The organism is Ensifer sp. M14 (assembly GCF_003355565.1).
Classification (GTDB): Bacteria; Pseudomonadota; Alphaproteobacteria; order Rhizobiales; family Rhizobiaceae; genus Ensifer.
In genome coordinates, this window is record NZ_QJNR01000004.1 from 3010671 (window position 1) to 3034735 (window position 24065).

Sequence of the window (24065 nt, forward strand, 5' to 3'; positions counted from 1 at the left end):
ACAAGGAACCGCGCCATGACCGATATCCTGCGCAAGATCGAAGCCTATAAGCGCGACGAGATCGCCGCGGCCAAATCGCAAACGTCGATCGAAGACCTGAAGGCCCGCATTGCCGATCAGTCCGCTCCGCGTGGTTTCCATGCGGCATTGGCCGCGCGTCAACAACAGGGCCGCTTTGGCCTGATCGCCGAAATCAAGAAGGCGAGCCCGTCGAAGGGCCTGATCCGTCCTGATTTCGATCCGCCGGCCCTGGCGAAAGCCTATGAGGCTGGCGGCGCAGCCTGTCTTTCTGTGCTGACCGACGGGCCGAGCTTTCAGGGGGCTCCGGCATTCCTTGAGGCTGCCCGCGCTGCCTGTACACTTCCTGCCTTGCGCAAGGACTTCATGTTCGACACCTATCAGGTGCTCGAAGCGCGCGCCTGGGGTGCGGATTGCATTCTGCTCATCATGGCATCGCTCAGCGACGACGACGCCCGGCGCCTGGAGGATTCTGCCTTTTCTCTCGGCATGGATGTTCTCATCGAAGTGCACGACGCCGAAGAGATGGAGCGGGCGCTCAAGCTTGCCTCGCCACTGGTCGGCATCAACAATCGCAATCTGAGAACATTCGACGTCGATCTCGCAGTGTCAGAGCAACTGGCATCCATGGTTCCTTCCGATCGGCTGCTCGTCGGCGAAAGCGGTATCTTCACCCATGACGATTGCAAGCGTCTGGAATTGAGCGGCATCACCACCTTCCTGGTTGGCGAAAGCCTGATGCGCAAGAGCGATGTCGAGACGGCAACACGTGCGCTCCTGACCGGCTCCGAAAGCGTTCTGGCGGCGGAATGATGGGCAAGACCACGCTCACGCACCTCGACAGCAGCGGCGAAGCGAACATGGTCGACGTCGGCGGCAAGGCCGAGACAGTCCGTACCGCCACTGCCGAGGGCCACGTGCGCATGCGTCCCGAGACGCTTGCGCTGATCCTGGAGGGTGATGCCAAAAAGGGCGATGTTATCGGCACGGCGCGGCTGGCCGGCATCATGGCCGCCAAGCAGACGTCTAGTCTCATTCCGCTCTGCCACCCGCTGATGCTGAGCAAGGTGTCGGTGGACATTGTGCCGGATCCCGCCCTACCAGGCTTGCGGGTCGAAGCGCTCGCCAAGCTCACCGGCAAGACCGGCGTCGAGATGGAGGCGCTGACCGCAGTCAGCATCGCCTGCCTGACCATCTACGACATGGCGAAGGCCGCAGACCGGGAGATGGAAATCGGCGGCATCCAGCTCGTGAGCAAATCCGGCGGCCGGTCGGGCGATTACCAGCGTCGGGGAGACTGACGGACGATGTCGCTGCTTTCGGTCGAAGATGCGCTTGACAGGGTCCTCGGCAGTGCCAGCCCGCGGCAGGCAATCGAAGAGATCAGCCTGCATGACGGCCTAGGTCGTGTGCTGGCGCAGGATGTCGCTGCACGTGTCACCCACCCCGCCTTCGACAATTCAGCGATGGATGGCTATGCCGTGCGTCACGACGATGTCAGCGCCGTCGGCGCCGAACTCAGCGTCATCGGCCAATCCGCTGCCGGCCATGGCTTCGGTGGCGAGGTAAAGCCTGGGCAGGCCGTTCGCATCTTTACCGGAGCTCCGCTTCCCGCGGGCGCCGATACCGTCATCATCCAGGAAGATACCGAGCCGCTTGCGGATGGCAGGATCCGAACCTCGTTTGTACCCGGCAAGGGGCGGCATATCAGGCTGTCCGGCCAGGATTTTACAGCCGGAGAGACGGTTTTGCGCGCGGGCGACGTGCTGGATGCCGGCCGGTTGACTGTCGCCGCCGGCATGAACCATGCGACCTTGCCGGTCTTCAAGAAGCCTTTGATTGCGATCCTTGCGACCGGTGATGAATTGCTAACACCCGGCAGCGTCCCTGGTGCCGATCAGATCATAGCCTCGAACACCTTCGGCGTTGCTGCCATCGCACGCGACAATGGGGCCGATGTCCTCGACCTCGGCATCGTCCCGGACAACAGCCGGGCGATTTCAGCGGCCGTCGAGCAGGCAAGGCTGGCGGAAGCCGACGTGCTCGTCACGCTTGGCGGCGCTTCGGTCGGCGACCATGACCTCGTGCAGTCGACATTGCTTGCAAACGGGATGACGCTCGACTTCTGGCGCATTGCGATGCGGCCCGGAAAGCCTCTGATGGTCGGGCAGCTCGGCGGCATGACGGTGCTGGGCCTGCCCGGCAATCCTGTCTCCAGCCTCGTTTGTGCGCTCTTGTTTCTCGAGCCTCTGGCCCGCAAACTGGCACGGTTGCCGGGGCGCGATCGCCTGACGACGGCCAGCCTCGCCTCTCCTTTGCCTGCCAACGACAAACGCCAGGACTATGTGCGTGCGCGGCTTTCGAAAGATGCGCACGGTTCATTTGTGGCGCATCCCTTCCCGCGGCAGGATTCGTCGATGATGAAGGTGTTTGCCCAGTCCGATTGCCTGATCGTTCGCGCGCCGAACGCCGAAGAGGCACCCGCGGGCTCGCAGTGCCAGGTCATCAAACTCAGATAGGCCCGGACAGGCGGTCGGGCGACACGTCGCGGGCACTCAACGCGTGGGCATGGCATTCATAGCAGCGCAGCAGACACAAAGAATATTTGCTGCTGCATTGTCATATGCCCGACATAGTAACCCTTTAATAACACAATCATTCAATCATCGTTCAAGGCGAATGACTACGGATGTACTAGCAGGCGCTGTGATGATTTGAGGGAAAGGTCGGGTATTGCCCGACCTTTTGCTTTTCTATGCTATCCGCTTTTTCCCGAACGATGACTGCGTCAGCCAAAGCACCGTTGGCCAATTGTCGATCAGCGACGCCCAAGCGGACGCCGCGTCCTCATCAGGACATCAGGCAGCGGTGTTCTCGCAGCGGCTGACGAGGATCTTGTCGATACGGCGGGAATCCATATCGATCACTTCGAAACGATATCCATGGGCAATGGCAATATCGCCCTCTTCCGGCGTCTTGCGCAGCTGCTGAACCAGAAAACCCGCGATCGTTTCGAAGTTTCCGTCGGCATCGATGCCTTCGATGCCGATGGTCAGATGGATTTCATCGATCGGCGTACGGCCGTCGACCAGGTATGTTCCATCCTCGCGCTGACGGATCAAAGCGTGCTCGAGGTCGTCATAGTTCGACGGCAGCACACCGACGATCGCCTCGAGAATATCGGCGATGGTGATGATGCCTTCCGTGCTGCCGTATTCGTCGACGATCATCGCCATGTTGATGCTCGACGACTTGAAGGCATCGAGCGCCTTCAGGCAGGATGCGGTTTCCGGCAGGGTATGGATCTCACGCACATATTTGCGCACGTCGAGCGGGACCGACGTCGGTGCGTTGAGGATTTCCTTCGCCAGGACCGCACCAATGACATCGCCACTCGGTCCGTCGACGACAGGGTAACGGGAATGACCGTATTGCCGGATTTTCTCGCCGATGACATCGAGGCTGTCATTGATGTCGATAAAGCTCATTTCGGTGCGGTGCGTCATGATCGACTTCACGTTGCGGTCGCCGAGGCGGATGATGCGGCGAAGCATCTCGTGCTCCGACTTTTCGATCGCGCCGCTCTCCACACCTTCCGCCATGATCGCGTGGACTTCTTCTTCGGTCACATGGTCCGCATCATCGGGACGTATGCCGAGCAGACGCATCATCAGGGCTGCCGACGTTTCGAACAGGTAGACGATCGGCGCCACGATGCGCGACAGCAGCGTCATCGGCCGCGCCACGAACATCGCAAAGCCTTCCGAGTTCTTCAACGCCAGCTGCTTGGGGATCAACTCACCGATGACGACCGAGAGGAAGGTGATGAGCGTCACCACGATCGCCACAGCCACCGGATGGCCATAGGGGTTGATCCAGGCGATGCTGTCGAAGAACGGCGCAAACTTGGCCGCGATCGTCGCGCCACCGTAAGCGCCGGCCAGCGTGCCGACCAATGTGATGCCCACCTGGACGGTGGAAAGAAACTTGCCGGGATCTTCCGCCAGCTTCAATGCCGCATCGGCGCGGAGATTTCCCTGTTTTGCCATCTGGCGAAGCAATGGCTTGCTTGCCGAGACGATTGCCATTTCCGAGAGAGCAAAAAATGCGTTGATCAAAAGCAGGACGAAAATGACAAAAAATTCGGACATGGTCTCCAAGTCACCGTTGACGAAAAGTCGCCCAATCGAGAGCGACCGTTCACCAAATAAGGCCAGCGGGCGATCCGAGCAAGCGCAAGTCTCGAAATCCGTGTCACCAAATGCGCTTCACCCGTATTTCGCGAGGAAATACCTGCCCGAAATGGAAAACGTTTGCGACGTCGGCTCAATGTTCGCTTGAGCGAAGCGCTCCGCGCACCCGCTCGCGCCCGATCTTGATGACGTTTTCCATTGCGGCGCGCGCGCCGGCTTCGTCGCGGCGGCCGATTTGCTCGACGATAAGGATGTGATTGCGGGCGACTTCGTCGACGCCGCCTTTTTCCGCAACAGGGGAACTCAGCTTGAAGATACCGACGAGGGCCGCCTCGATCAGCCCGCCGACAGTACGCATGAACGGATTTCCCGAGGCCTCGGCAATCGAGAGATGGAATTTCAGGTCGGCATAGGCGAGGCTCTCGGCCGTGTGGCCGGCTTCGCCCATGGCGACTGCCAACCGCATCATCCGGCTGATCTCTGCATCAGAAGCATTCCTTGCAGCAAGAGCCGCGGCATGCGGCTCGAAGGCAAGACGCACTTCGCTGAGGTGGTAGAGGAACTCCTCATCCACGCCGCATTCGAAATGCCAGGTCAGGATATCGTTGTCGAAGAGGTTCCAGTCGTTTCTCGGCGTGACGCGCGTGCCGATACGGGCACGTGGAACGACGAGGCCCTTGGCGGCAAGCGTCTTCATCGCTTCGCGAAGAACCGTGCGCGACACCTTGAAGCGCGCAGCAAGCTCCGGATCTCCGGGCAGGATCGATCCGATCGGAAACTCGCCTGAAACGATCGCCTTGCCAAGCTGGTCGACCACATGCGCATGACTGGTGCGCTTCCGCGTCCCGGAAAGGACCGTCTCCAGCAAACTCCTGTTCAACCCACCTCCTCCAGGCACTCCCTTGCCTGACAGCGCCGGATGCGGCGCCTCAACATGCGGTTCGCCACCGATCGCCCGATCCCTACGAACTGGACGGGCTAACGTCAAAAGCGGCCAACCGATTCCTCAGAGCATTACACGAAATGCAGGCAGGCTGCACTAGTGTTGAGATCGGCCTGCACGACCATGGATTGCATCAGTCGTTGCGAGGAGAACAACACCAGTTCACAGTTGCAGACGGATCGCCGCACGGTCATGACCAACCGGCGAGAACGACAAACCCCGCCGTAACGGCGGGGTCTGCACCTAGTCTCGATCTTCCGATTAGGCTTACTTCGGCAGCTGGTCGTCGACGCCTTCGACGTAGAAGTTCATGCCGAGCAGCGTGCCGTCATCCGACGACGCGCCTGCGGCCAGCCACTCGCTACCGTCCTGCTTCTTCAACGGACCAGTAAACGGCTTCAGCTCGCCGGACTTGATCTTGGCCTCGGTGTCCTCGGCCAGCTTCTTCACGTCGTCAGGCATGTTGGTGTAGGGCGCCATCGTGAGGATGCCGTCCTTCAGTCCGTCCCAGCTCGACGTGGTTTCCCACTTGCCGTCGAGGAAGGCCTGCGTGCGCTTGATGTAGTAGGCGCCCCAGGTATCGACGATCGCGGTCAGCTGGGTCTTCGGACCGGCGGCAATCATGTCCGAGGCCTGGCCGAAGGCCTTGATACCGCGCTCTGCAGCAACCTGCATCGGCGCAGTCGTGTCGGTGTGCTGGGTCAGGATATCGACGCCCTGATCGACGAGCGCCTTGGCGGCATCGGCTTCCTTGCCCGGGTCAAACCATGTGTTGGCCCATACGACCTTGATCTTGAAGTCAGGGTTGACCGAGCGCGCGCCGATGACGAAGGCATTGATGCCCATCACCACTTCCGGGATCGGGAAGGAAGCGATGTAACCGGCAACGCCCTTTTCGGACATCTTGGCGGCGATCACGCCCTGGATGTAGCGGCCTTCATAGAAGCGGCTGTTGTAGGTCGCGACGTTCGGCGCGGCCTTGTAGCCGGTGGCGTGTTCGAACTTCACGTCCGGGAATTTCTGGGCGATCTTGATCGTCGCGTCCATGAAGCCGAAGGATGTCGTGTAGATCAGGCCGCAGCCGGAGCGAGCCAGGCGCTCGATTGCGCGCTCGGCATCCGGGCCTTCCGGCACGCTTTCGAGGAACTGCGTCTCGATCTTGTCACCGAGCGCCTTTTCCAGCTCCAAACGGCCGATATCGTGGGCCTGCGTCCAGCCGCCGTCGGTCTTGGAGCCGACATAGACGAAGCAGACCTTCGCCTTTTCCTGGGCGGCAGCGGCACTGGCAAAGCCGATGACGGCAGCGGTACTTGCGAGAGCGAGCAGTAGTTTTTTCATTTTCTTGACCTCTGTCGGTTTGAGAAACGTCCGTCTGGATTGTTATTGTCACCGATCTGGCACAAACGGCTTACCGAGCGATGCCGGCGTGTTGATCAGGGTCGTGCGCCGGTTATGAGAAATGAGGATGAGGACGAGGATCGTCGCGAGATAGGGAAGCGACGATAGGAGCTGCGAGGGAATACCGATACCGAAGGCCTGCGCGTGAAGCTGGCTGATGGAGACTGCACCGAACAGGTAGCCTCCGGCGATAAGCCGCCACGGACGCCAGGACGAAAACACCACCAGCGCAAGCGCGATCCAGCCGCGTCCGGCCGACATGTTCTCAACCCATTGCGGGGTGTAGACCAGCGACAATTGCGCGCCTGCCAAACCCGCGCAGGCGCCACCGAACATCACGGCGAGATAGCGCGTCCGGATGACGTTGACACCGAGGGCATGGGCAGACGCATGGCTGTCGCCGACAGCGCGCAGTTTCAATCCCGCGCGGCTTTTGAACAGGAACCAGTGCACGCCCGCGACCAGGGCAATCGACAGGTAAAAGATAATGTCCTGACGGAACAGCAGCGGCCCGATCACAGGGATATCCGCCAGCACCGGGATGGCGATCGGCTGCAGCTTGATACCCTGAATGCCGAGAAAGCTTTCACCGAGCATGCCTGAAGCGCCAAGGCCAAGCAGCGTCAGCGCCAGGCCTGTCGCCACCTGGTTGGCCACAAGCGTCAGCGTCAAGAATGCAAAGAGCTGGGAGAAGACGGCGCCGCAGGCGATCCCGGCCAATATCCCGAGATAGGGCGAGCCGGTGATCTGCGTGGCAGCAAAGGCGCAGACGGCCCCCATGACCATCATGCCCTCGACACCGAGGTTAAGCACGCCGGAGCGTTCCGTCACCAGTTCGCCGAGGGCGGCGAGAACGAGCGGCGTCGCGGCAGTGATGACGCTCAGCAATATGGCTTCGACGATGCCCATCAGCGGCTCCCGTCCAGATCTGATGCAGTGAACCGGTACCAAACCAGCCGGATGCGATAGTGGATGAGCGTGTCGCAGGAGAGCACGAAGAACAGGAGCAGGCCCTGGAAGACACGGGTGACCTTGTCCGAAACGCCGAGCGACAGCTGCGCTGCCTCACCGCCGAGATAGGTCAGCGCCAGAACGAGACCGGCCGCAATGATGCCGAGCGGATTGAGCCGGCCAAGAAACGCCACGATGATCGCGGTGAAGCCATAGCCGGGCGAGATCACCGGGCGCAGCTGCTGGATCGCGCCGCTGACTTCTGAAATACCGGCAAGACCGGCAAGCGCGCCTGACAACAGCATAGAGAACCAGATCATTCGCCGGGATGAGAAGCCGGCGAACCGCCCTGCCCGCTCGGACTGGCCGAGAACCGAGATCTCGAACCCCTTCAGCGTGTAGCGCATCATGAACCAGACGAGGATCGCCGCGATGATGGCGAAGGCAAAGCCCCAGTGCGTGCGCCCCGATGCGATCATTTCCGGCAGGATCGCGTCCGCCGCAAAGGTGCGCGTCTCCGGAAAATTCATGCCACCCGGGTTGCGCCATGGGCCGCGGACGAGCCAGTCGAGAAACAGCTGGGCGACGTAGACCAGCATCAGGCTCGTCAGGATCTCGTTGGTGTTCATGTGCGCCTTGAGGAAGGCGGGGATGGCGGCAAACAGTGCGCCACCCAGCATGCCCATCAGCATCATCAGCGGCAGCACCAGAGGCGACTGCCAATCATAAAACACCACCGGCAGGATCGAGCCGGCAATCGCCCCCATGATGAACTGCCCCTCGGCGCCGATGTTCCAGTTGTTCGACCGGAAACAGACGGAAAGGCCGACGGCGATCAGGATCAGCGGGGCCGCCTTGATCGCCAGTTCGTGCAGCGACCAGACCTCGCTCAAGGGCTCGACGAAGAAGCTGTAGAGAGCCATCACCGGGTTCTTGCCGAGAAGCGCGAACATGATACCGCCGAAAAGGATCGTCAGCAGGAAGGCGATAAACGGCGACAGGATCGAAAACAGCGTCGATATCCTGGCGCGCTTTTCCAGTTCAATGCGCATGCACAGCCCCCGTGCCTTCCGTCTTGCCGTACATGCCGCCCATCAGCAGCCCGATCTTCTCACGCGAAAGCTCGCGCGCCGGATAGGGATCGGAGAGCCGCCCTTCGCTGATCACCGCGATCTCGGTCGCAACCTCGAAGATCTCGTCGAGGTCCTGGCTGATCACAAGCACCGCGGACCCGGCCTTGGCGAGGTCGACGAGCGCCTGCCGGATCCGGCTTGCAGCCCCTGCATCGACGCCCCAGGTCGGCTGGTTGACGATCAGCACGGCCGGCTGACGGTCGAGTTCGCGACCGACGATGAATTTCTGCAGGTTGCCGCCCGAAAGCGAACCTGCCGGCGGGTCTTCTCCGCTCTTGCGCACATCCATCGCCTCAGAGATGCGCTTGGTCGCCGTGGCGACCGCGTCCCGGCGGATGACGTTGAGGAAACCGCCGCCGAGAAAGGCTTTGGCATCTGACCGGCTTCTGGCCAGCACGAGATTGTCCGAAAGCGGCATAGCCGATACCGCAGCGTGGCCGTGGCGTTCTTCGGGAACGAAGCCGGCGCCCATCAGCCGTCGTGCATTGATGTTTCTGGTGCCAACCGGCTTTTGCCTGATCTGCACCGCGGCATCGTCGGCAACCGGATATTCGCCGGAAAGTGCGTCGAAAAGCTCGCCTTGCCCGTTGCCGGCCACACCGGCGATCGCCAGCACTTCGCCGGCACGCACCTTGAGACAGACGTTCTTCAGCGAGACGGCGAAGGGCGTGCGCGCGGAAACGGACAGATGCCGCGCCTCAAGCTGCACGTCTCCCTTGGTGCTGGTGCCCTCGGCAGTAACGGCCGCGACGTCGCTCCCCACCATCATGCGCGCCAACGATGCCGGCGTCTCGACCTTGGGGTCGCAGGCGCCGGTGACCTTGCCGTGGCGCAGCACGGTGGCGCGGTCGCAGATGCGCTGCACTTCTTCAAGCCGGTGGCTGATATAGAGGACCGAGCGTCCTTCGGCCTTGAGCTTGTTGAGCGTCTCGAACAGCCGATCCGCCTCCTGCGGCGTCAAGACCGACGTCGGCTCGTCAAGGATGATCAGGCGCGGGTTCTGCAGAAGCGCGCGAACGATCTCGATGCGCTGACGCTCACCGACGGAAAGGTCGGCGACGTGCGCCTTAGGATCGAGCGGCAGGCCATAGGCGTGCGACAGGCGCGAGGCCTCTTCGGCGACCTTGGCGAGCGAAATATTGCCATCCATCGACAGCGCGATATTCTCCGCAACCGTTAACGCCTCGAACAGCGAAAAATGCTGAAAAACCATGCCGATGCCGAGCTTGCGGGCTGCCGCAGGGCTGGCGATGCGCACGCTGCGCCCCTGCCACAAGATCTCTCCCGCCGTCGGCGCAAGAACGCCGAACAGCATCTTCACCAACGTCGATTTTCCGGCACCGTTTTCGCCGAGAAGGGCGTGGATTTCGCCCTGGTCTATCTGCAGGTTGATGTCATTGCAGGCCGCAAACGAGCCAAACAATTTCGTCAAGTTGCTCACAGTCAACAATGGACCGTTCGCAGTTGCTCCCTCAACAGGCACGCTGCCCTCTTTTCCCCTCTGTCGATCCCCGTCCGCCTTAAGGCTTCGATCACGGAATCAGCAGTGTTGTTCCACTCGTTTTTCTTGTCTCAAGATCCGTATGCGCGCGACCGGCGTCGGCAAGCGGATAAGTCTGATTTATATTGATACGCACTTTGTTGCTTTGCACAATATCAAAGAGGGAATTTGCACACGCTTCAAGCGCAGGCCGCGTCTGCACATAACCGAAGAGTGTCGGACGCGTCGCAAACAGCGATCCCTTCTGCGCCAGAATGCCGATGCTGAAGGCATCGACCGGCCCGGACGAGTTACCGAAGCTCACCCAGAGGCCGCGCGATTTCAGGCAATCGAGCGATGCCGGATAGGTGTCCTTGCCGACCGAATCATAGACGACGTCGACACCCTTGCCGTCCGTCAGTTCCTTGACCCGGGCGACGAAATCGTCCGTGCGGTAGTTGATAACGTGGTCGTAGCCATGGGCAAGCGCCAGATCGATCTTGTCCTGCGATCCGGCCGTGCCGATGACCGTTGCGCCGAGAGCCTTTGCCCATTGGCCGGCGATCAAGCCGACACCGCCGGCGGCCGCATGGAAGAGAAGCGTCGTTTCCGGGCCCACCTGGAAGGTCTGGTTGAGCAGGTATTGCGCGGTCATGCCCTTCAACATCATCGCAGCTGCCGTCTCGAGCGAGATGCCGTCAGGCACCTTGACCAATTGCGAGGCCTCGACGTTTCGCTCGCTGGAATAGGCGCCATCCGAAGAAGCGTAGGCCACCCGATCGCCGACGCCAAAGAGGTTGACGCCGTCGCCAACGGCCGTGACGATCCCGGCACCTTCCTTGCCCGGAACGAAGGGCAAGCCCGAGGCGGACTTGTAGAGGCCGGTGCGGAAATAGACGTCGATGAAATTCAACCCGACAGCCACCTGGCGGATCTGCACTTCGCCCGGCCCCGGCGGCGAGAGCGTAACCCCCTCCAGTTTCAGGACTTCAGGTCCACCGAGTTCGCGTACGACAATTGCCTGTGCCATGGAAGAGCTCCTAGGTCCGGCCGAGCTTGGGGAAAAGCTGCAGGACGAAACCGATCACGTAGAGATAGATGCCTGTTGCGAGAACACCGGTCACCACCCAGGCTGGCGTCACGAAATGCAGAAGCAACGCGTACATGCTGAGTGCCGACCAGAGGAAAAAGACGCCGAGATTGAGCAGCCGCAGCCGCTGAACGCGCACCGGATGCAGGAAGTTGATCGGCAGGAAGGTCAGCACCACCGACACGAAAACGACGATCGAGGCGGTCAGTTCGCTGGCCTGGATGACGAAGAGCGTAAAGACCACCATGTTCCAGACAACGGGAAAGCCCGAAAAGAAATACTCGTCCGTCTTCATGCCCATGTCGGCGTAATAAATCGCGCTCGAGACGACGATCGCACCCGCGGCCACGAAGGACCAAGGCTCGCCGATCATGCCGCTCTGGTAGAGCGCAAAAGCCGGCAAGAGCACGTACGTCACATAGTCGATGACGTTGTCGAGTGTGTCGCCAGACCAATTGGGAAGCACTTCTTTGACTCGCACCTTGCGGGCGATCGGACCGTCGATACCGTCCACCAGCAAGGCCAAGCCCAGCCACCAGAACATATCGACGAAGCGGTGTTCGGCCGCAGCAACGACGCCGAGAAAAGCGAGGAACGACCCGGAAGCGGTCAGTATGTGCACGGAGAAGGCGCGGATCTCGGCGTAGGGGACTCTTTTATAGTTGAAAAACTTCATCTGCGGACGCCGCCTATCCCCTTGTGCACTTCGCCAGGCGGGGCCGTCACCCCACCCCAACCGCTTTGGCGGCGCATTGCGCGTAATATGCACCCTTTGCAACGTATCGCCAGCAAAATTCAAGCAATGACTTTGTCCGGTGGAGATTGTTCTGTGGACACTTCCAAATTGCTTCTGCGCTGATTCAACCCATTTATTTCGCACTTGCCGAGGACTAGAAGTAAGATCGAGATGAAAGCAGCAGGCGCTTGATGGCGCGAGCAAAAGGGTTCTTTCCATCATGGATCATTACGACATCGCCGTCGTCGGCGCCGGCCTCGCGGGTTCCCTGGCAGCGATTGCGCTTGCCGACGCTGGATACCGTGTTGCGCTGATCGGGCCGGAACCGGCATCGTCCGACGGCCGGACGACCGCACTGATGGACCAATCGATCGAATATTTGAAGAAACTGACCCTCTGGGACAAGGTTCAGCCGGTGACGGCGCCGCTGTCGACGATGCGTATTCTTGACGGCACCAACCGCCTGCTGCGGGCGCCGACCGTGAACTTTCGCGCCTCGGAAGTCGGCCTGGCAGCTTTCGGCTACAACATTCCGAATGGCCCCTTCCTCGATATCCTGCGCCAACGGGTCTCCGAGACGGAAACGCTCGACCGGATAACGATGTCGGCCAACGATTTCGACCTTTCCGACGACAGGGTGCGAATCACGCTCGATGACGGACGCGATATCACGGCTGATCTGGTCGTCGGTGCCGATGGTCGCCGTTCGCCTGTGCGCGAAGCGGCCAAGATCTCCGTCAGCACCTGGTCCTACCCGCAGACGGCAGTCGTCCTCAATTTCTCGCACGAGCTCCCCCATCAGGACACCTCGACGGAGTTTCATACGGAGAGCGGGCCCTTCACCCAGGTGCCCCTGCCCGGCAATCGCTCGAGCCTCGTCTGGGTGCGCAAGCCCGGAGATGCCACGGCAACGCTGGCGCTGGACCTCGCCACACTGTCTCGTGCCGTCGAAGATCGGATGCAGTCGATCCTCGGCAAAGTCGCCGTCGAGGCTGCCCCGCAGTCCTTCCCGTTGTCCGGCATGAGCGCTCATCGCTTTGGCAAGGGCCGGGTCGCGCTCGTCGGCGAAGCGGCGCACGCCTTCCCGCCGATCGGCGCCCAAGGCCTCAACTTGAGCCTTCGCGATGCGATGACGCTCGTCGACCTGATCGGTGCCAAGACGGATGACAGCCTCACAGGCGACATCGGCGACCGGTTTGACAGCCGCCGCCGCCCGGACATTCTTAGCCGCACGGCGAGCGTCGATCTCCTGAATCGGTCGCTGCTGTCGGCCTTCCTGCCGGTACAGGCGCTGCGCGCCGTCGGCCTGCACATCCTGTCTGCTGCGGGACCGCTGCGCAGCCTTTTGATGCGTGAAGGCGTGCACCCTGGCAGTGCGTTTCACGCGCTGAAGGACAGCTTACGGGAAAAGATCGGCCGGAAGAGCGCCTGACCGGATCAGATAAAGCAGGCCGGTCACGGTTGCGACCGAAAGCAGTGTGGTGATCAGGATCGTCGCCGAGGCGCGCTCCTGCCAGACGCCATACTGGTGGCCGATGACAAAGACGTTGGTCGCGGTAGGCAGTGCGGCCAACAACACAGCTGTCTGCACCCACACCGGATCATAGTTGCCCGTCAGGCTGAGTGCCGTGAACACCAGCACCGGGTGCAGGATGAGCTTAGCCGGCACGATGTAGCCGATTTCAACCGGGATGCGCTTGATCGGCCGCAGCGCCAGCGTCACACCCATGGCAAACAGCGCACAAGGAGCGGCCGCCTGCGCCAGATAGTCGATCAGCCGCTGGACAGGCAACGGCGGCTGGACCGCGAAAAACGCTGCGACCACCCCGGCAAGGGTCGACAAGATGAACGGATGCAGGATGATCTTGTGGGCGATGCCGAAAGCCATTGCCACAGGCTTTTCCTTTCGCCCGCCCGAAAGCGCCATCATCGCCGGCGCAACGGTGAAATGCGCCGCATTCTCGAAGCAGAAGATCAGCGCGACCGGCACCGCCGCTGCATCACCCAGCGCCAGCAAGGCGAGGCCCGGGCCCATGTAGCCGATGTTGCCATAGGCCGCGGCAAACCCCTGGATGGTCGCTTCGCCGACGGTGTTGCGCCGAACGTACAAGCCGACGATGAAGATCAGCGAAAAGACGACATAGGTCGCGCCGACGCTCGTCAGGATGAAATCGGCCCGCGTCAGCTGCTCGATCGGTGTCCGCGACACCAGCTTGAAGAACAGCGCCGGCAAGGCGAGATAGATGATGAAGGTGTTCAACCACCCCATCGCCTCGCCCGGATGCTCGACAAAGCGGGCAGTGAGATAGCCGAGAAAAATCAGTCCGAAGAACGGCAGTACCAGACCAGCAATTTCCGTCATGCCACTCCCCGACCATGCGTATGCGATAGGTTGCACGGCGTCGTGCCCGCCCCAAAGCCCGGTCGATGCGGCAATCGCCGCTCAAGGGCAACCTTCACGCGGTTGCGGTATCGGGCCTTTCCAACCCAATAGCATCAACCAGATCGATTCCAACAGGCTGCAGCGCAATCCGGCGCATCCGATCGCACCGATCGGCTCGCTCGACGGGGCGTTAGCCGATCTTCATCAGAATCGGGAAGGTCTGTTGGAACCAGATGGCGACGGAGCTGATGAAGCCGAACAGAAATGCCAGGCCCGCCAGCACCAGAAGCGCGCCCATCAGCTTCTCGACGAGGCCGAGATGGCGGCGGAAGCGCAGAAGAAAGCGCATGAAGGCACCGGAGAAACCGGCCGCAATCCAGAACGGGATCGCAAGCCCGAGCGAATAGACGGCGAGCAACATGGCGCCGTCCGTGACCGTGTCACGCGCAGCGGCAACGCCGAGGATCGTGCCGAGCACCGGGCCGATGCAAGGCGTCCAGCCGAAGGCGAAGGCAAGCCCCATGATATAGGCGCCCGACAGCGTCGCCGGCTTGCCGCCGCCCTGGAACCGCGCCTCGCGGGCCAACAGGCCGATCTTGAACACGCCGAGGAAATGCAGGCCCATGATGATGATCACCACGCCGCCGATGCGCGACAGGAGATCCATGTGCTGGCGCAAGAGCAGGCCGATCGAGGACGCGCCGGCGCCGAGCGATACGAACACGGTTGCAAAGCCGAGCGTGAAGAGGAGGGCCGCCGGCAGAACGGCGCGCCTTGTGCTGCGGGCCGAGACTGCCTCGCCGCTTCGAAACTGATCGACCGAGACGCCCGCCATATAGCAGAGATAGGGCGGCACAAGCGGCAGAACACAGGGCGAAAGGAAGGACAGAGCGCCAGCGAGAATGGCGGTCCAGATCGAAATATCGGCAATCGACAACGGCAAGAACTCCGGCATGCGGTATTTGGGCCATTCCTTAGCCGCATGACCGCCACGATACCAATCACCTTTTGGCGATCTTTGCGCCATGCACCATTTCTTCACGAAAGCCGTCATTTTTGGGTTGACCGGCGGGAAGCTCAAGTGCATATGTCCGCCCACTTCCGCCGGGCTCAACCGCCGCGGCCAGGGAGCGCGTAGCTCAGCCGGTAGAGCAACTGACTTTTAATCAGTAGGTCCAGGGTTCGAATCCCTGCGCGCTCACCACTAAAATTCAAATACTTAGCAAGAAATGGTGTGTTGCCAGTGATTTGGCGAGTCGCCACCGAGTCGCCACGAGGCATCGTCGCGACTAGTCGCCCTGATTATTGACGTCCACATCAGATAATGGGTACCCCATATGAGGGCATCTGCGTGGGGAGCAAAATCTGTGGCGAAAAAGAAGGCTGTAGGCCAACGCGGGTCGTGGTTCGCGACTGTCGACGGGATAGAATTGCCGTGCGCCCACAGGCGTTGGGCGAAGAAAAACTGGCCGCATTATCACGACCCGTTCAAGCCAACAGAGAATGGGCCTAGCGCGTCCAAAATCCTGAAATACGTTCAGGCAATAAAAGATGAAAAGCAGGTAATTCTAACGAATGACGATGAGCACCTCGATGACGAGGGTGAGCTAACGGGGTTCACGCGGCTGAATTACATCGCTATCTATGGCGTCGAAAACGTCAGTTTTGATCCCGACGCGGGGCTGAAGTTCACCATCACCAAGAGACTTGTCGAGTTACGGTAGCTGTACGCCGTCCGTCATCGCATTATCCTCCGAAAAAACAGCACTCGCATTATTGCGGCGTCATTTAAGCAGCTTCGCTGAATCAGGATGGCAGCTCATCCAGCGGAGGCGGATCAACTCTTAACTTGTCCGGGATGCCTTCCGGTAACTTCCCCGGCTCGTATTGCCTGGCATGCGCAAGGATTCTTGAAGCATCATCTACAGCACGGAGATGGGTGTCATTGGCGTTTAGGAACCGAGTAATCTCCGTGAAAATTCTACCCTCTAGTTCTCCAATACAATAGAACGCTCCAGTTTCCGGATACTTATCCAAAAACTGAGCCTGATGCGGTAGAGCGATTTTCACCTTCTCGTTTATCTCGCTACTATCTTTCAAGAGCGACAACGGGGCTCCTGACTTCATCGTGCCTAAGAAGGCAATCGCATCGATGCCGATATGTCGAAGTGCGTCGAAACATGCCCACGCCTGAGGGGGAAGGAATATTCGATCCAGCTCTGGGGAGGATTCGCCCGCTTGGGGCATACTATCGAGGCCGCTGGTCTTCCATAGCACCTCTCCGAGCTGCATCATTTTGTCCCTAGCGACTTGATCTTCTTTGGTTCCCTCAAGTATCGCCGACCGATTTAGACGCGACACCATTCCCGCGGCGAGATGAAATCGCTTCTCTTTGATAGTCCACGCCCATAAATTTGATGCCGCCCGTATCCGGTGCTTATCCAGCTCAACGTGCCTCGCCGAGAGACCAGACAGCGCGCTCGCCTTCAAGTCGTTGATATCGGTCTCCTTTCGCTTCAGATCTGATTTGAGTTTCTCGATTTCGCGATCGAAGCCATGTGCGACGGATTTCTCTATTGCCACCTTTAGAAAGTGACTTCCTAAAACGGCAACAAGCCCGCTGCTAATGACAGCGGGCACCCAATCTTCCCAACCCATATTTATCGCCTCAGTTGCATGGTGCTGAGAGTACGATAAGCGGCGCTGCTAATAAACGCCCTCATTTCCTCCGAACAGGTCATGAGCTCCACCTTCTATCATCCTTGGCAACCGGCCGGCGCGCTGCTTGTGTAGGCGCAGGTGGTGATCGCCGGAGCGCGGCAGCCAGGCCGGAGGTACGGCCGAAAATCGCGGACTTCAGTGAACCCGCAGCAGGTACTGTCCCAGGAACGTGCGTTGTGGTCGGCCATAGTCGGCGCCCAATACGGCCACGTCGTAGATCTCCTTCCCTGCTGCGCTTCTTCTTCTGTTGGTGACAACGGCGATGAGATCGCCGCTGGAAACTGTCTGGCCCTTCTTAAATGCGAAGGCCGATCTTCTTCTGACGAGTGCCCTCGGGAGCAGGGTTCTGTCCGGCTTGAATTCGTCGGCCTGGTCGTGGGTGCGCATCTTTGTCTCCTCGTTGACTTGTTACGCTGTGATAGGTATTTGATACAGGGTGACAAATTGAAAGTCAACACCCCGTACCAATGATTTGTCACAGGGTAACAAGTATGGATTCCGTTCAACTGAGGATGGCGCGAGCAGCGCTAAAAATAGGCGTTCGTGAGCTGGCTGCGCTCGCAGGCGTCACGACAGCAACAATCACACGGTTTGAAAATGAGCGCGGCGGATTGAATCAGGCAACCAGCGCCAAGCTGAAAGCTGCGTTGGTTGAGGCTGGCATCATGTTCATCGATCAGAACGGCAACGGCCCAGGCGTTCGTCTTCGCGACCGCCAATCGTAAAGGAGCTGACCGATGGCCAAGAAGCCCAAACTTGAACACTCCGAACTAGCGGGCGAGTTCACCGATGACGGGATCACAGTTCTCGTCGACATCTTTCGCCCGGCTGGAGCCGACATCGGCTGGTCTCTCGAGGTCATTTCCGAAGATGACGACGTCACGACATGGGAAGAGACGTTTCCTACCGACGAGGAAGCTTTCAGCGAATTTCTGGCGACTGTCGCGCGAGACGGAATCAGATCGTTCCTCGAAGCAGACCCCGCTGTGCATTGACGCCGCCAGTTCGCGATAGCTTGCAGTAGCAGCCCATGACCACCGATCCGCTTTCCCAACTTCCCCTCTTCGCCACTGACCGGCAACTGGCCGTGGCGATCGTGGGCAAAGAACGAGCCGCTATGTGGATAAAAGCGGTCATACCGCAACTTGAGCGGAAAGGCTTTCCGCGGATTGACCCACTGCATGACGGTCGCCCAGTGCCACTGGTCAGGAAATTCTATGATGGATATTTTGGGATAACTGTCGGCTTCTCGGCAACAGCGCCAGACGGTGAGGAGAACTGGGATTGGCACTCAAAACGGCAGAGACGCGAGGAGCGCAAGCCGCAACTTGGCTTAAGTACTCGCTGTCTGTCGGCCTTGCGCTACATGGTCGAGCATCCTGACGTTCGCACTAGCGCGGAGATCCCTGGCGCTCGTGACTTCACCTTGGAACAACTGGCCAATGCTGGCGCCCTTGGCGAGGGGAAGCGTGACGGCCAAGGCGACCGAACATGGACCGTGACCGATCTAGGTCGAGAGGAGATCGCACGCATCGACGATTGGCACCGCGGAAAGCCTCGCCGATCTTGACCGCTCCCTTCTAGATCAATAGCTTCCAATAGCGCCCACCAAGCGCACCGCCATCGCGGCGTACCACCACAAGAGGAGACATCGCAAATGCGGTCGGCATCCGTGCCGGCGGCAGATATGTCTACTTTTTGAGGAGGTCCGTGGTGGCTCTCAAATTGATGAAGCGTAAAGACAGCCCGCACATTTGGATACGCGGCAGTGTCCGCGGATTGCACGTTTACGAGAGCACAAAGACCTCCGACGAAGGAGCGGCCGAAACTATTCGGATCCTCCGTGAGCGCGAGCTCCTCGACGAAAGTATCTTTGGAAAGAAGATCAGCGTCACTTTCGAGGAGGCGGCTAGGGCCTACCTTGATAGTGGAGGTTCAACACGTTTCCTGTCAAAGCTCACGGACGCGTTAGGAACCAATCTTCTTCGAAAGATCAAGCAGAACGACCTGGATTTGGTTGCACGCAGATTGTATCCAGACACGACCGCTGAAACGCGCAATCGCCAATGCTACACGCCGTTCATTGCCGTCTGGAACCACGCGGTTGGCAACGAGTGGGCCGATTTCCGCAAATGGAAACGCCCTCGAAAAGCCAAAGGCACTGTCATAGAAAAAACGAAGAAGCGCAGCGGCGACAGACCTGTCGATTATGAACTTGCCGCCACTTTCGTGAGTAACATGTCGCCGGCGCCCGCGATGGTCATGACGGCGTTGTTCTATACGGGCATGCGGCCGATCGAACTCTTCACTCTCGAGGGGAGTGACGTGGATATTGAGCGGCGCTGGATCGCGCTGAGCCATACGAAAACCGGCGAGCCACGCGGGGTCCCGATGCATGATTTGCTCGTGCCGCTGTTCAGTGCACTCATTAAGCGGAAAGGCAAATATCCGCAATTATTCCAAAGCTATCGTGGGGAGCCATACCAGTTGTTTGAGAACCGAGGTGGCCAATTAAACGGGTCTATCCGAGGTACTCGCGAGAGGTTGGCGAAGGCTAAAACCCCGATCCGCGACATCAGCCCGTACACAGCCAGGCACACTGTCTCGACTCAACTGGTGATCAACGGCGTGCACCCGCACATTAAGGATCAGATCCTCGGCCACGCGATTAATGACATGAGCCGGCACTACACGAACGTGCCTCAGGCGCCGCTGATCGAGGCAATCAATACCCTACCCGTTCCGCAGGTGTGGAGGGACATGTGGTGGTGGAGCGATCCGCTGGGTTTTTCGCGTCGGCACATCAAGTGGGGCGCGAAATGATGCTACCTGCGGTCCGCCTCCTCACTAAACGTGAAGCAGCGCAATACTGCGGCCTGTGCGTCTCCACTTTCGCAGGTGTGTGCCCAGTAAGACCGATCGCGCTTGGCGACGGACCTCGCATGCACAGATACGATCTGCGCGATATCGACAAGTGGATAGATAGCTTCAAGGTAGGCGCAACAGCGCCAAAGTCATTGCTAGAGCAGCTTATGGAAAAGCTATGAGCTCCGATCATTCACCCCGCCTCATCGGCCGCCAGGAGGCCGCCGCGTATTGTGGTATATCGCAGACTTGCTTTTCAATGTGGGTGGCAAGCCACAAAATGCCGCCAGCCATCCCAGGCACTCGGAAATGGGACAAACGCGCGATCGACGCTAAGTTGGACGAAGAAAGCGACCGCTGATGCCGTCGACGCAACCAGTGGCCTTAAAGGAACCCGTCGTGGCAGAGATAGTAGAATTCCCACTCACCCGAGATCAGAGCGAGGCCAAAGAACGGTTGCGTGAGGCTATGCGCGAGTTCAACGCGGCGGTGAAATTCGCGGCGAAAACGGGTCTGGACGTAAAGACCTTCCAGATCACCTGCTATGCCTTTTACAGCGCCGACCCACTTACGCTGGTCGATGTCTCCGCCAACATCCCTGGCCGGTTGCCGAGAGATGACGTCGAAGGCTTTTGAGCCGACGGCGGCTCTACTGCCGCTTCATCTCTTCTTCGAAGTCCTGGATCGCCCGCTCCGCCCAAGGGTCGTTGAAGCGCGTGTTTATAACCTCGGCCGGCGGCCTCGGTCCGGCGAACCACTTCCTGAAAAGGCCCAAGATCCACATGATGTTCGCCTCCCCTTGAACCGAGATCCGACCTTAGCCCCTCGTAGACTTCGGCTAGACCTCGGCTGCCGCAAGGCGATGCGGCGCGGCCTGATCGCATCTCCGCAGTGAACCTAACATGAATGCGAAGTTGCTTAAATACCCATCGACACAGCGCGCACCCCTCACATCTGAGAGTTGCCGAGCGCGGAATGGTTGCCATATAGCGTCCGAGTTCTAGCGACAGGAGATGCACATGGGCAAGATGACGGAAACCGCGATGGAGCTTTCCGTGCAGATTGGCGAGCGTCTCAGAGCGATACGCCAAACGCGAGGGCTGTCCCAAGAGAGGGTTGCGACAGCTCTTGGGATAACGTTTCAGCAGATCCAGAAATATGAGCGCGGGACGAATCGCCTCTCCGTTCCAACCTTGATTCAGATCTGCGAGGTGCTGAACGCCCATCCGATGGAAATCATCGGAGATTTTCCGGAAGAAGACGGCGCCGAGAGACCGAACGTGCTCCTGCAGCGACTTGAGAAAGCAGAGGGCAAACTGGTGCGGATGCAGAAAATCCTCGCCGAACGGAATTGACGCGCATCCGGCAGGTAATCTGCACAAACAAAAAAAGGCCCGCCACCGTTTAGGGTAGCGGGCCTTGGTGTTTGTGTATGCCGATCAAAGCTATCTACGCCGCGCATTTCTGCACCAGTAACGCTTACTTTTTCGCGTTATCAGCCGGCTGCAAGCTTTCGCCTCTCCAGTTCGGTGGCACGTTCATCCCGGCGATCATAATAAATGTATTCGAGAGACTTCGCGGCAATAAAAGTCATAAACAAGAATACACTTATATAAACAAACGGCTCCCCTATCTTCTCGACCGTGGTTGCGGTCGCCTGGATGGCGCCGACCTTAATCGCTAAATTAACTGCCCAGTCTTTTGCGGCCCAAAGCCCCAACGCAAAAGTTATAATGTTCAACGATAGGATAAGACCAAGCTTCAATGGATCTTTTCGATAAACGATAAGAAAAAACGCGCACGTTACTACCACCATCCCAGCTATGGTGTAGCCAAATCCCTGAAGAATTCTGTCTAGTTGAGCTTCGCTCATGGATTCTTCCGGCCTTCCATGCGACTGGCAACTATCAGCGCCGGAATAGCGCTGAGGACAAGGAAGAAGGAGTAGTCATAATCCGCGAACGGCCGCGCGGACAAATAGCCATTAATCGCGAGATAGAATCCATAGCAGAAGTAAATCCCGGCAACGGCGCGCACGTAGCTCGCTGGGCCAGTGAACTTAAAAAAATGCTTTGGGAAAGCGAATGCCAATAGGCCTTTTAAGTCCAGGAAGAGGTCACTTTGCCGACGTCGCTGTTTTCGGCGAGGTCCTGGTAGCATTTCTTCAGTTGCTGACATCAACGCTTCCTAACAACCTAGGACGATACGTTAAACTCAGAGTACAACTGCAATCATGGCGTAGCAACCGGTCGAACCGCTTGTACTGACATTTTTTTAGCAAGGCCTGAATTAGAGCGTCGCGGCAGCAACTTCGAAAAAATGCCGCCCAACCGGTTAGGGCTGGGCGGCTTGGTTAGGAGCGGGTAGCGCGGCTTGACGTTCTCTGCTCAAAGGCCCTGTCGAGTCTCTCATGCACTCCGTCGATCCGGTTACCAACGCTCTCGATCGCCCGCATAATCTGGCCAGTCTGTTCTTGCATGCCGGCTTTGGTTGCGAATGTTTCCGCCACGTGAGTTTTATACGTGGCAAGATCGGTGATGGCTTTCTCGGCCTTGTCGCCTTGCGCAGAGATCTTGCCTTCCACCTTCCACCAAATCGTCAGAATGAGGACGATTACCGGAACGAAAGGCCCAATGGCGGCAATAATAGCGTCCATTACGGCCTCACCCCGCAAAGCTTCTCCAACTTGGAGTTCTCGGCCAGGACCTGCCTCTTGGTCCCTTCCGTCATCTTGTCTTCGACGGATGGCCGAACGGCGCGCGCAATGTCGCAATAGCTACCGGCCGTCACGCAGCCACTTAGAAAGAGCGTCGTCAACACGATCGCCCCCCATGTTTTGAATCGCATCTTCCACGCCCCTCGCCTGCTTGATGGCTTTCGCGTTTGCCTTGGCCTGCTCCGCCTTGGCCTCAGCCTTGCCGTTGGAGCGTCCGTAAAAGAATGCACCCGCGACGATCGCGAGCGCTACGCCGGCTGGAGCCAGCCAACCTGTGATGCGGGACCATATTGCGGCCAGGAGGATCATGTCGGGTGCCCCATCTTCCTAGCCCACTGCCACCACGCGACAGGGATGGAGGCCACAGCCATAGAGATGCCCGCCTCGATAGCGCCAGCAACGGCAGGGTCTTCGGTGATCAGCGACCTGACCTCCTCGCCGATGTAGCCGGAGCCATAAAGCCACCCGGCGACCATGTAGAGAGCGATACGAATGAAGGGTGACATTTGTCCTGTGGTCATTTCTTGCCCCCCTTGATGAGCGCAAGCAGGAAGCGGCCGAGTGCGGCCCAGAAGCCGCCGGTGGTTGGTGCGGTTGGCGCAGTGGCGCCCTTGGCCCAAAGGCCAGCTTCGGCCGATCGCCGGTTGACAAGGCCCTTTACGCGCTTGCCGCCGGCATGGACCCACTTCATCAGCTCAGCCGGCACTGCGTCATAGTTGCCAGCGTTCAGCTTCTTGAGCAGGGTCGACTTGCCGAGCGCCCCGGTATTGAAGTCGAAGGAGACGAGCGCAGCGTGCTGGTTATCGTTCAGTGGCACTTTGACCAACCGCGACACCCGCTCCTCAAAAACAGCGAGGTCGGCGCGCAGGATCTCTTCGGCGCTTGCCTCGGTAATCACCATGCCAGGCTTCACTACAGGCGCGCCGGCGGTGCTGGTATGGCCGTAGCCGATGGTCCAGACGCCGGCGACGTCCTGGTAGGCCTTCGTTTTCAGGCCTTCCCACTGCTTGACGAGCGAAAGGCCCGCCGCGTTGATGCGTCGGTTCATGTGGATTTACCTTGTTGTTGGGTAAAGAAAAACCCCGCTCGTGGGCGGGGCTGCAAAAGATGAAGTGTGTCTTGTTTGAAACATCGATCAATGACAACGGACAAAGAACGGATTGTACGCATCATCATGGTCTGCTACGGCAAATCTGTTATCCAGAGGATTGTGGAATGACGAAGGAAAACGATCTGAACGCCGCCATTTGTCTTTTGCCGGAATTGATTTTGCACCGAATAGACGAGCTGTTTGGGTGCGATAAGCGGGACGCTTTCATCACGCTAGCAGTGGAGAAAGAACTCCTTCGCGCAGAGTCTGAGGCTTTCGATCTGCGAGACCCGATCGAAAGCCTCACTGGCATAAAAATGCCACTGCCCGCCCACTAGACAGCCAGAC

29 protein-coding genes, 1 tRNA gene and 1 pseudogene are annotated in these 24065 nt (G+C 59.3%); 13 read left to right on the top strand and 18 right to left on the bottom strand.

The window, feature by feature from the left end; genetic code table 11:
- The first annotated feature begins 15 nt into the window (after positions 1–15).
- The 3 genes from trpC to glp are packed head-to-tail and all read left to right on the top strand — an operon-like array spanning position 16 to position 2537.
- A complete protein-coding gene (gene trpC / locus BLJAPNOD_RS14465) occupies positions 16–831 on the top strand; it encodes an indole-3-glycerol phosphate synthase TrpC (RefSeq protein WP_115420294.1) in 816 nt (271 codons plus the stop codon).
- Positions 831–1319 (top strand): cyclic pyranopterin monophosphate synthase MoaC, encoded by a 489-nt coding sequence (gene moaC / locus BLJAPNOD_RS14470; protein ID WP_115420295.1) that lies wholly within the window; start codon positions 831–833, stop codon positions 1317–1319. Before trpC ends, moaC begins: the two co-directional genes overlap by 1 nt.
- A gap of 6 nt (positions 1320–1325) precedes the next feature.
- Positions 1326–2537, top strand: coding sequence for a gephyrin-like molybdotransferase Glp (gene glp / locus BLJAPNOD_RS14475; protein WP_115420296.1), 1212 nt, complete (start codon positions 1326–1328; stop codon positions 2535–2537).
- Positions 2538–2876: 339 nt separating this feature from the next.
- Here glp and BLJAPNOD_RS14480 read toward each other — a convergent pair whose 3' ends face one another.
- The 8 genes from BLJAPNOD_RS14480 to pcsA form a co-directional block, all read right to left on the bottom strand.
- Positions 2877–4169 (bottom strand): hemolysin family protein, encoded by a 1293-nt coding sequence (locus BLJAPNOD_RS14480; protein ID WP_077503487.1) that lies wholly within the window; start codon positions 4167–4169, stop codon positions 2877–2879.
- 175 nt (positions 4170–4344) lie between these two features.
- Positions 4345–5091 carry a FadR/GntR family transcriptional regulator gene (locus BLJAPNOD_RS14485; RefSeq protein ID WP_077503486.1) on the bottom strand — a complete coding sequence of 249 codons (747 nt, stop codon included), beginning with the start codon at positions 5089–5091 and terminating at the stop codon, positions 4345–4347.
- A gap of 330 nt (positions 5092–5421) precedes the next feature.
- Positions 5422–6492, bottom strand: coding sequence for a BMP family ABC transporter substrate-binding protein (locus BLJAPNOD_RS14490; protein ID WP_115420297.1), 1071 nt, complete (start codon positions 6490–6492; stop codon positions 5422–5424).
- Positions 6493–6540: 48 nt separating this feature from the next.
- The gene (locus BLJAPNOD_RS14495) at positions 6541–7461 is read right to left on the bottom strand and encodes an ABC transporter permease (protein WP_077503484.1); all 921 of its coding nucleotides are present in this window, start codon (positions 7459–7461) and stop codon (positions 6541–6543) included.
- On the bottom strand, positions 7461–8555 hold the full coding sequence (locus tag BLJAPNOD_RS14500; protein ID WP_077503483.1) for an ABC transporter permease: 1095 nt from the start codon (positions 8553–8555) through the stop codon (positions 7461–7463). The genes BLJAPNOD_RS14495 and BLJAPNOD_RS14500 overlap by 1 nt, the downstream gene beginning before the upstream one ends.
- Positions 8545–10119, bottom strand: coding sequence for an ABC transporter ATP-binding protein (locus tag BLJAPNOD_RS14505; protein WP_115420298.1), 1575 nt, complete (start codon positions 10117–10119; stop codon positions 8545–8547). Before BLJAPNOD_RS14505 ends, BLJAPNOD_RS14500 begins: the two co-directional genes overlap by 11 nt.
- Positions 10120–10168: 49 nt before the next feature.
- Positions 10169–11146 (bottom strand): quinone oxidoreductase, encoded by a 978-nt coding sequence (locus BLJAPNOD_RS14510; RefSeq protein ID WP_115420299.1) that lies wholly within the window; start codon positions 11144–11146, stop codon positions 10169–10171.
- Positions 11147–11156: 10 nt separating this feature from the next.
- The gene (gene pcsA / locus BLJAPNOD_RS14515; protein WP_077503480.1) at positions 11157–11882 is read right to left on the bottom strand and encodes a phosphatidylcholine synthase; all 726 of its coding nucleotides are present in this window, start codon (positions 11880–11882) and stop codon (positions 11157–11159) included.
- 280 nt (positions 11883–12162) lie between these two features.
- Between pcsA and BLJAPNOD_RS14520 the strand changes: the two genes are divergently transcribed.
- The gene (locus BLJAPNOD_RS14520) at positions 12163–13374 is read left to right on the top strand and encodes a UbiH/UbiF family hydroxylase (protein WP_115420300.1); all 1212 of its coding nucleotides are present in this window, start codon (positions 12163–12165) and stop codon (positions 13372–13374) included.
- Here BLJAPNOD_RS14520 and BLJAPNOD_RS14525 read toward each other — a convergent pair.
- On the bottom strand, positions 13342–14304 hold the full coding sequence (locus BLJAPNOD_RS14525; protein ID WP_115420301.1) for an AEC family transporter: 963 nt from the start codon (positions 14302–14304) through the stop codon (positions 13342–13344). The two genes, BLJAPNOD_RS14520 and BLJAPNOD_RS14525, sit on opposite strands and share 33 nt — an antisense overlap.
- Positions 14305–14515: 211 nt before the next feature.
- Complete coding sequence (locus tag BLJAPNOD_RS14530) at positions 14516–15262, bottom strand: cytochrome c biogenesis CcdA family protein (RefSeq protein WP_053247663.1); 747 nt, start codon at positions 15260–15262, stop codon at positions 14516–14518.
- Between the two features lie 191 nt (positions 15263–15453).
- Here BLJAPNOD_RS14530 and BLJAPNOD_RS14535 point away from each other — a divergent pair.
- Positions 15454–15529: transfer RNA gene (locus BLJAPNOD_RS14535), tRNA-Lys, on the top strand.
- A 163-nt stretch (positions 15530–15692) separates the two neighbouring features.
- Positions 15693–16049: a hypothetical protein gene (locus BLJAPNOD_RS14540; protein ID WP_115420302.1), complete on the top strand. Its 357-nt coding sequence runs from the start codon at positions 15693–15695 to the stop codon at positions 16047–16049.
- 82 nt (positions 16050–16131) lie between these two features.
- Here BLJAPNOD_RS14540 and BLJAPNOD_RS14545 read toward each other — a convergent pair whose 3' ends face one another.
- Both BLJAPNOD_RS14545 and BLJAPNOD_RS14550 read right to left on the bottom strand, forming a co-directional pair.
- Positions 16132–16983, bottom strand: coding sequence for a hypothetical protein (locus BLJAPNOD_RS14545; protein WP_115420303.1), 852 nt, complete (start codon positions 16981–16983; stop codon positions 16132–16134).
- A 198-nt stretch (positions 16984–17181) separates the two neighbouring features.
- On the bottom strand, positions 17182–17433 hold the full coding sequence (locus BLJAPNOD_RS14550) for a hypothetical protein (protein WP_115420304.1): 252 nt from the start codon (positions 17431–17433) through the stop codon (positions 17182–17184).
- 104 nt (positions 17434–17537) lie between these two features.
- On the opposite strand from BLJAPNOD_RS14550, the gene BLJAPNOD_RS14555 reads away from it, so the two are divergent.
- From BLJAPNOD_RS14555 to BLJAPNOD_RS14590, 6 genes are all read left to right on the top strand, one after another.
- The gene (locus BLJAPNOD_RS14555; protein ID WP_115420305.1) at positions 17538–17771 is read left to right on the top strand and encodes a helix-turn-helix transcriptional regulator; all 234 of its coding nucleotides are present in this window, start codon (positions 17538–17540) and stop codon (positions 17769–17771) included.
- A 12-nt stretch (positions 17772–17783) separates the two neighbouring features.
- A complete protein-coding gene (locus BLJAPNOD_RS14560) occupies positions 17784–18041 on the top strand; it encodes a hypothetical protein (RefSeq protein ID WP_115420306.1) in 258 nt (85 codons plus the stop codon).
- Between the two features lie 35 nt (positions 18042–18076).
- Positions 18077–18616 (top strand): hypothetical protein, encoded by a 540-nt coding sequence (locus BLJAPNOD_RS35975; protein WP_244610940.1) that lies wholly within the window; start codon positions 18077–18079, stop codon positions 18614–18616.
- A 143-nt stretch (positions 18617–18759) separates the two neighbouring features.
- Complete coding sequence (locus BLJAPNOD_RS14570) at positions 18760–19869, top strand: tyrosine-type recombinase/integrase (protein WP_115421298.1); 1110 nt, start codon at positions 18760–18762, stop codon at positions 19867–19869.
- 441 nt (positions 19870–20310) lie between these two features.
- Positions 20311–20547 carry a hypothetical protein gene (locus tag BLJAPNOD_RS14585; RefSeq protein WP_147294551.1) on the top strand — a complete coding sequence of 79 codons (237 nt, stop codon included), beginning with the start codon at positions 20311–20313 and terminating at the stop codon, positions 20545–20547.
- A gap of 383 nt (positions 20548–20930) precedes the next feature.
- The gene (locus BLJAPNOD_RS14590) at positions 20931–21266 is read left to right on the top strand and encodes a helix-turn-helix transcriptional regulator (protein WP_199565942.1); all 336 of its coding nucleotides are present in this window, start codon (positions 20931–20933) and stop codon (positions 21264–21266) included.
- Positions 21267–21406: 140 nt separating this feature from the next.
- Here the strand turns inward: BLJAPNOD_RS14590 and BLJAPNOD_RS14595 are convergent, their stop codons facing one another.
- From BLJAPNOD_RS14595 to BLJAPNOD_RS14620, 6 genes and pseudogenes are all read right to left on the bottom strand, one after another.
- The gene (locus BLJAPNOD_RS14595; RefSeq protein WP_115420311.1) at positions 21407–21784 is read right to left on the bottom strand and encodes a hypothetical protein; all 378 of its coding nucleotides are present in this window, start codon (positions 21782–21784) and stop codon (positions 21407–21409) included.
- Positions 21781–22089, bottom strand: a complete 309-nt coding sequence (locus BLJAPNOD_RS14600) for a hypothetical protein (protein ID WP_115420312.1) — start codon at positions 22087–22089, stop codon at positions 21781–21783. Before BLJAPNOD_RS14600 ends, BLJAPNOD_RS14595 begins: the two co-directional genes overlap by 4 nt.
- Positions 22090–22264: 175 nt before the next feature.
- Positions 22265–22567, bottom strand: a complete 303-nt coding sequence (locus tag BLJAPNOD_RS14605) for a hypothetical protein (protein WP_115420313.1) — start codon at positions 22565–22567, stop codon at positions 22265–22267.
- A gap of 120 nt (positions 22568–22687) precedes the next feature.
- Complete coding sequence (locus BLJAPNOD_RS14610) at positions 22688–22936, bottom strand: hypothetical protein (RefSeq protein WP_115420314.1); 249 nt, start codon at positions 22934–22936, stop codon at positions 22688–22690.
- The gene (locus tag BLJAPNOD_RS14615) at positions 22933–23148 is read right to left on the bottom strand and encodes a hypothetical protein (RefSeq protein ID WP_199565943.1); all 216 of its coding nucleotides are present in this window, start codon (positions 23146–23148) and stop codon (positions 22933–22935) included. The genes BLJAPNOD_RS14610 and BLJAPNOD_RS14615 overlap by 4 nt, the downstream gene beginning before the upstream one ends.
- A gap of 83 nt (positions 23149–23231) precedes the next feature.
- Positions 23232–23675, bottom strand: a pseudogene (locus BLJAPNOD_RS14620) (lysozyme); the annotation flags it as partial.
- Positions 23676–23842: 167 nt separating this feature from the next.
- Here BLJAPNOD_RS14620 and BLJAPNOD_RS14625 point away from each other — a divergent pair.
- Positions 23843–24055, top strand: a complete 213-nt coding sequence (locus BLJAPNOD_RS14625) for a hypothetical protein (RefSeq protein WP_115420316.1) — start codon at positions 23843–23845, stop codon at positions 24053–24055.
- Positions 24056–24065: the final 10 nt, after the last annotated feature.

What these genes read in the sequence shown, in the direction of transcription:
- trpC (WP_115420294.1), top strand. Translation starts at nt 16, where the DNA reads ATGACCGATATCCTGCGCAAGATCGAAGCCTATAAGCGCGACGAGATC.
- moaC (WP_115420295.1), top strand. Translation starts at nt 831, where the DNA reads ATGGGCAAGACCACGCTCACGCACCTCGACAGCAGCGGCGAAGCGAAC.
- glp (WP_115420296.1), top strand. Translation starts at nt 1,326, where the DNA reads ATGTCGCTGCTTTCGGTCGAAGATGCGCTTGACAGGGTCCTCGGCAGT.
- BLJAPNOD_RS14480 (WP_077503487.1), bottom strand. Translation starts at nt 4,169, where the DNA reads ATGTCCGAATTTTTTGTCATTTTCGTCCTGCTTTTGATCAACGCATTT.
- BLJAPNOD_RS14490 (WP_115420297.1), bottom strand. Translation starts at nt 6,492, where the DNA reads ATGAAAAAACTACTGCTCGCTCTCGCAAGTACCGCTGCCGTCATCGGC.
- BLJAPNOD_RS14495 (WP_077503484.1), bottom strand. Translation starts at nt 7,461, where the DNA reads ATGGGCATCGTCGAAGCCATATTGCTGAGCGTCATCACTGCCGCGACG.
- BLJAPNOD_RS14500 (WP_077503483.1), bottom strand. Translation starts at nt 8,555, where the DNA reads ATGCGCATTGAACTGGAAAAGCGCGCCAGGATATCGACGCTGTTTTCG.
- BLJAPNOD_RS14510 (WP_115420299.1), bottom strand. Translation starts at nt 11,146, where the DNA reads ATGGCACAGGCAATTGTCGTACGCGAACTCGGTGGACCTGAAGTCCTG.
- pcsA (WP_077503480.1), bottom strand. Translation starts at nt 11,882, where the DNA reads ATGAAGTTTTTCAACTATAAAAGAGTCCCCTACGCCGAGATCCGCGCC.
- BLJAPNOD_RS14520 (WP_115420300.1), top strand. Translation starts at nt 12,163, where the DNA reads ATGGATCATTACGACATCGCCGTCGTCGGCGCCGGCCTCGCGGGTTCC.
- BLJAPNOD_RS14525 (WP_115420301.1), bottom strand. Translation starts at nt 14,304, where the DNA reads ATGACGGAAATTGCTGGTCTGGTACTGCCGTTCTTCGGACTGATTTTT.
- BLJAPNOD_RS14545 (WP_115420303.1), bottom strand. Translation starts at nt 16,983, where the DNA reads ATGGGTTGGGAAGATTGGGTGCCCGCTGTCATTAGCAGCGGGCTTGTT.
- BLJAPNOD_RS14550 (WP_115420304.1), bottom strand. Translation starts at nt 17,433, where the DNA reads ATGCGCACCCACGACCAGGCCGACGAATTCAAGCCGGACAGAACCCTG.
- BLJAPNOD_RS14555 (WP_115420305.1), top strand. Translation starts at nt 17,538, where the DNA reads ATGGATTCCGTTCAACTGAGGATGGCGCGAGCAGCGCTAAAAATAGGC.
- BLJAPNOD_RS14560 (WP_115420306.1), top strand. Translation starts at nt 17,784, where the DNA reads ATGGCCAAGAAGCCCAAACTTGAACACTCCGAACTAGCGGGCGAGTTC.
- BLJAPNOD_RS35975 (WP_244610940.1), top strand. Translation starts at nt 18,077, where the DNA reads ATGACCACCGATCCGCTTTCCCAACTTCCCCTCTTCGCCACTGACCGG.
- BLJAPNOD_RS14590 (WP_199565942.1), top strand. Translation starts at nt 20,931, where the DNA reads ATGGGCAAGATGACGGAAACCGCGATGGAGCTTTCCGTGCAGATTGGC.
- BLJAPNOD_RS14595 (WP_115420311.1), bottom strand. Translation starts at nt 21,784, where the DNA reads ATGAGCGAAGCTCAACTAGACAGAATTCTTCAGGGATTTGGCTACACC.
- BLJAPNOD_RS14600 (WP_115420312.1), bottom strand. Translation starts at nt 22,089, where the DNA reads ATGTCAGCAACTGAAGAAATGCTACCAGGACCTCGCCGAAAACAGCGA.
- BLJAPNOD_RS14605 (WP_115420313.1), bottom strand. Translation starts at nt 22,567, where the DNA reads ATGGACGCTATTATTGCCGCCATTGGGCCTTTCGTTCCGGTAATCGTC.
- BLJAPNOD_RS14610 (WP_115420314.1), bottom strand. Translation starts at nt 22,936, where the DNA reads ATGATCCTCCTGGCCGCAATATGGTCCCGCATCACAGGTTGGCTGGCT.
- BLJAPNOD_RS14615 (WP_199565943.1), bottom strand. Translation starts at nt 23,148, where the DNA reads ATGACCACAGGACAAATGTCACCCTTCATTCGTATCGCTCTCTACATG.
- BLJAPNOD_RS14625 (WP_115420316.1), top strand. Translation starts at nt 23,843, where the DNA reads ATGACGAAGGAAAACGATCTGAACGCCGCCATTTGTCTTTTGCCGGAA.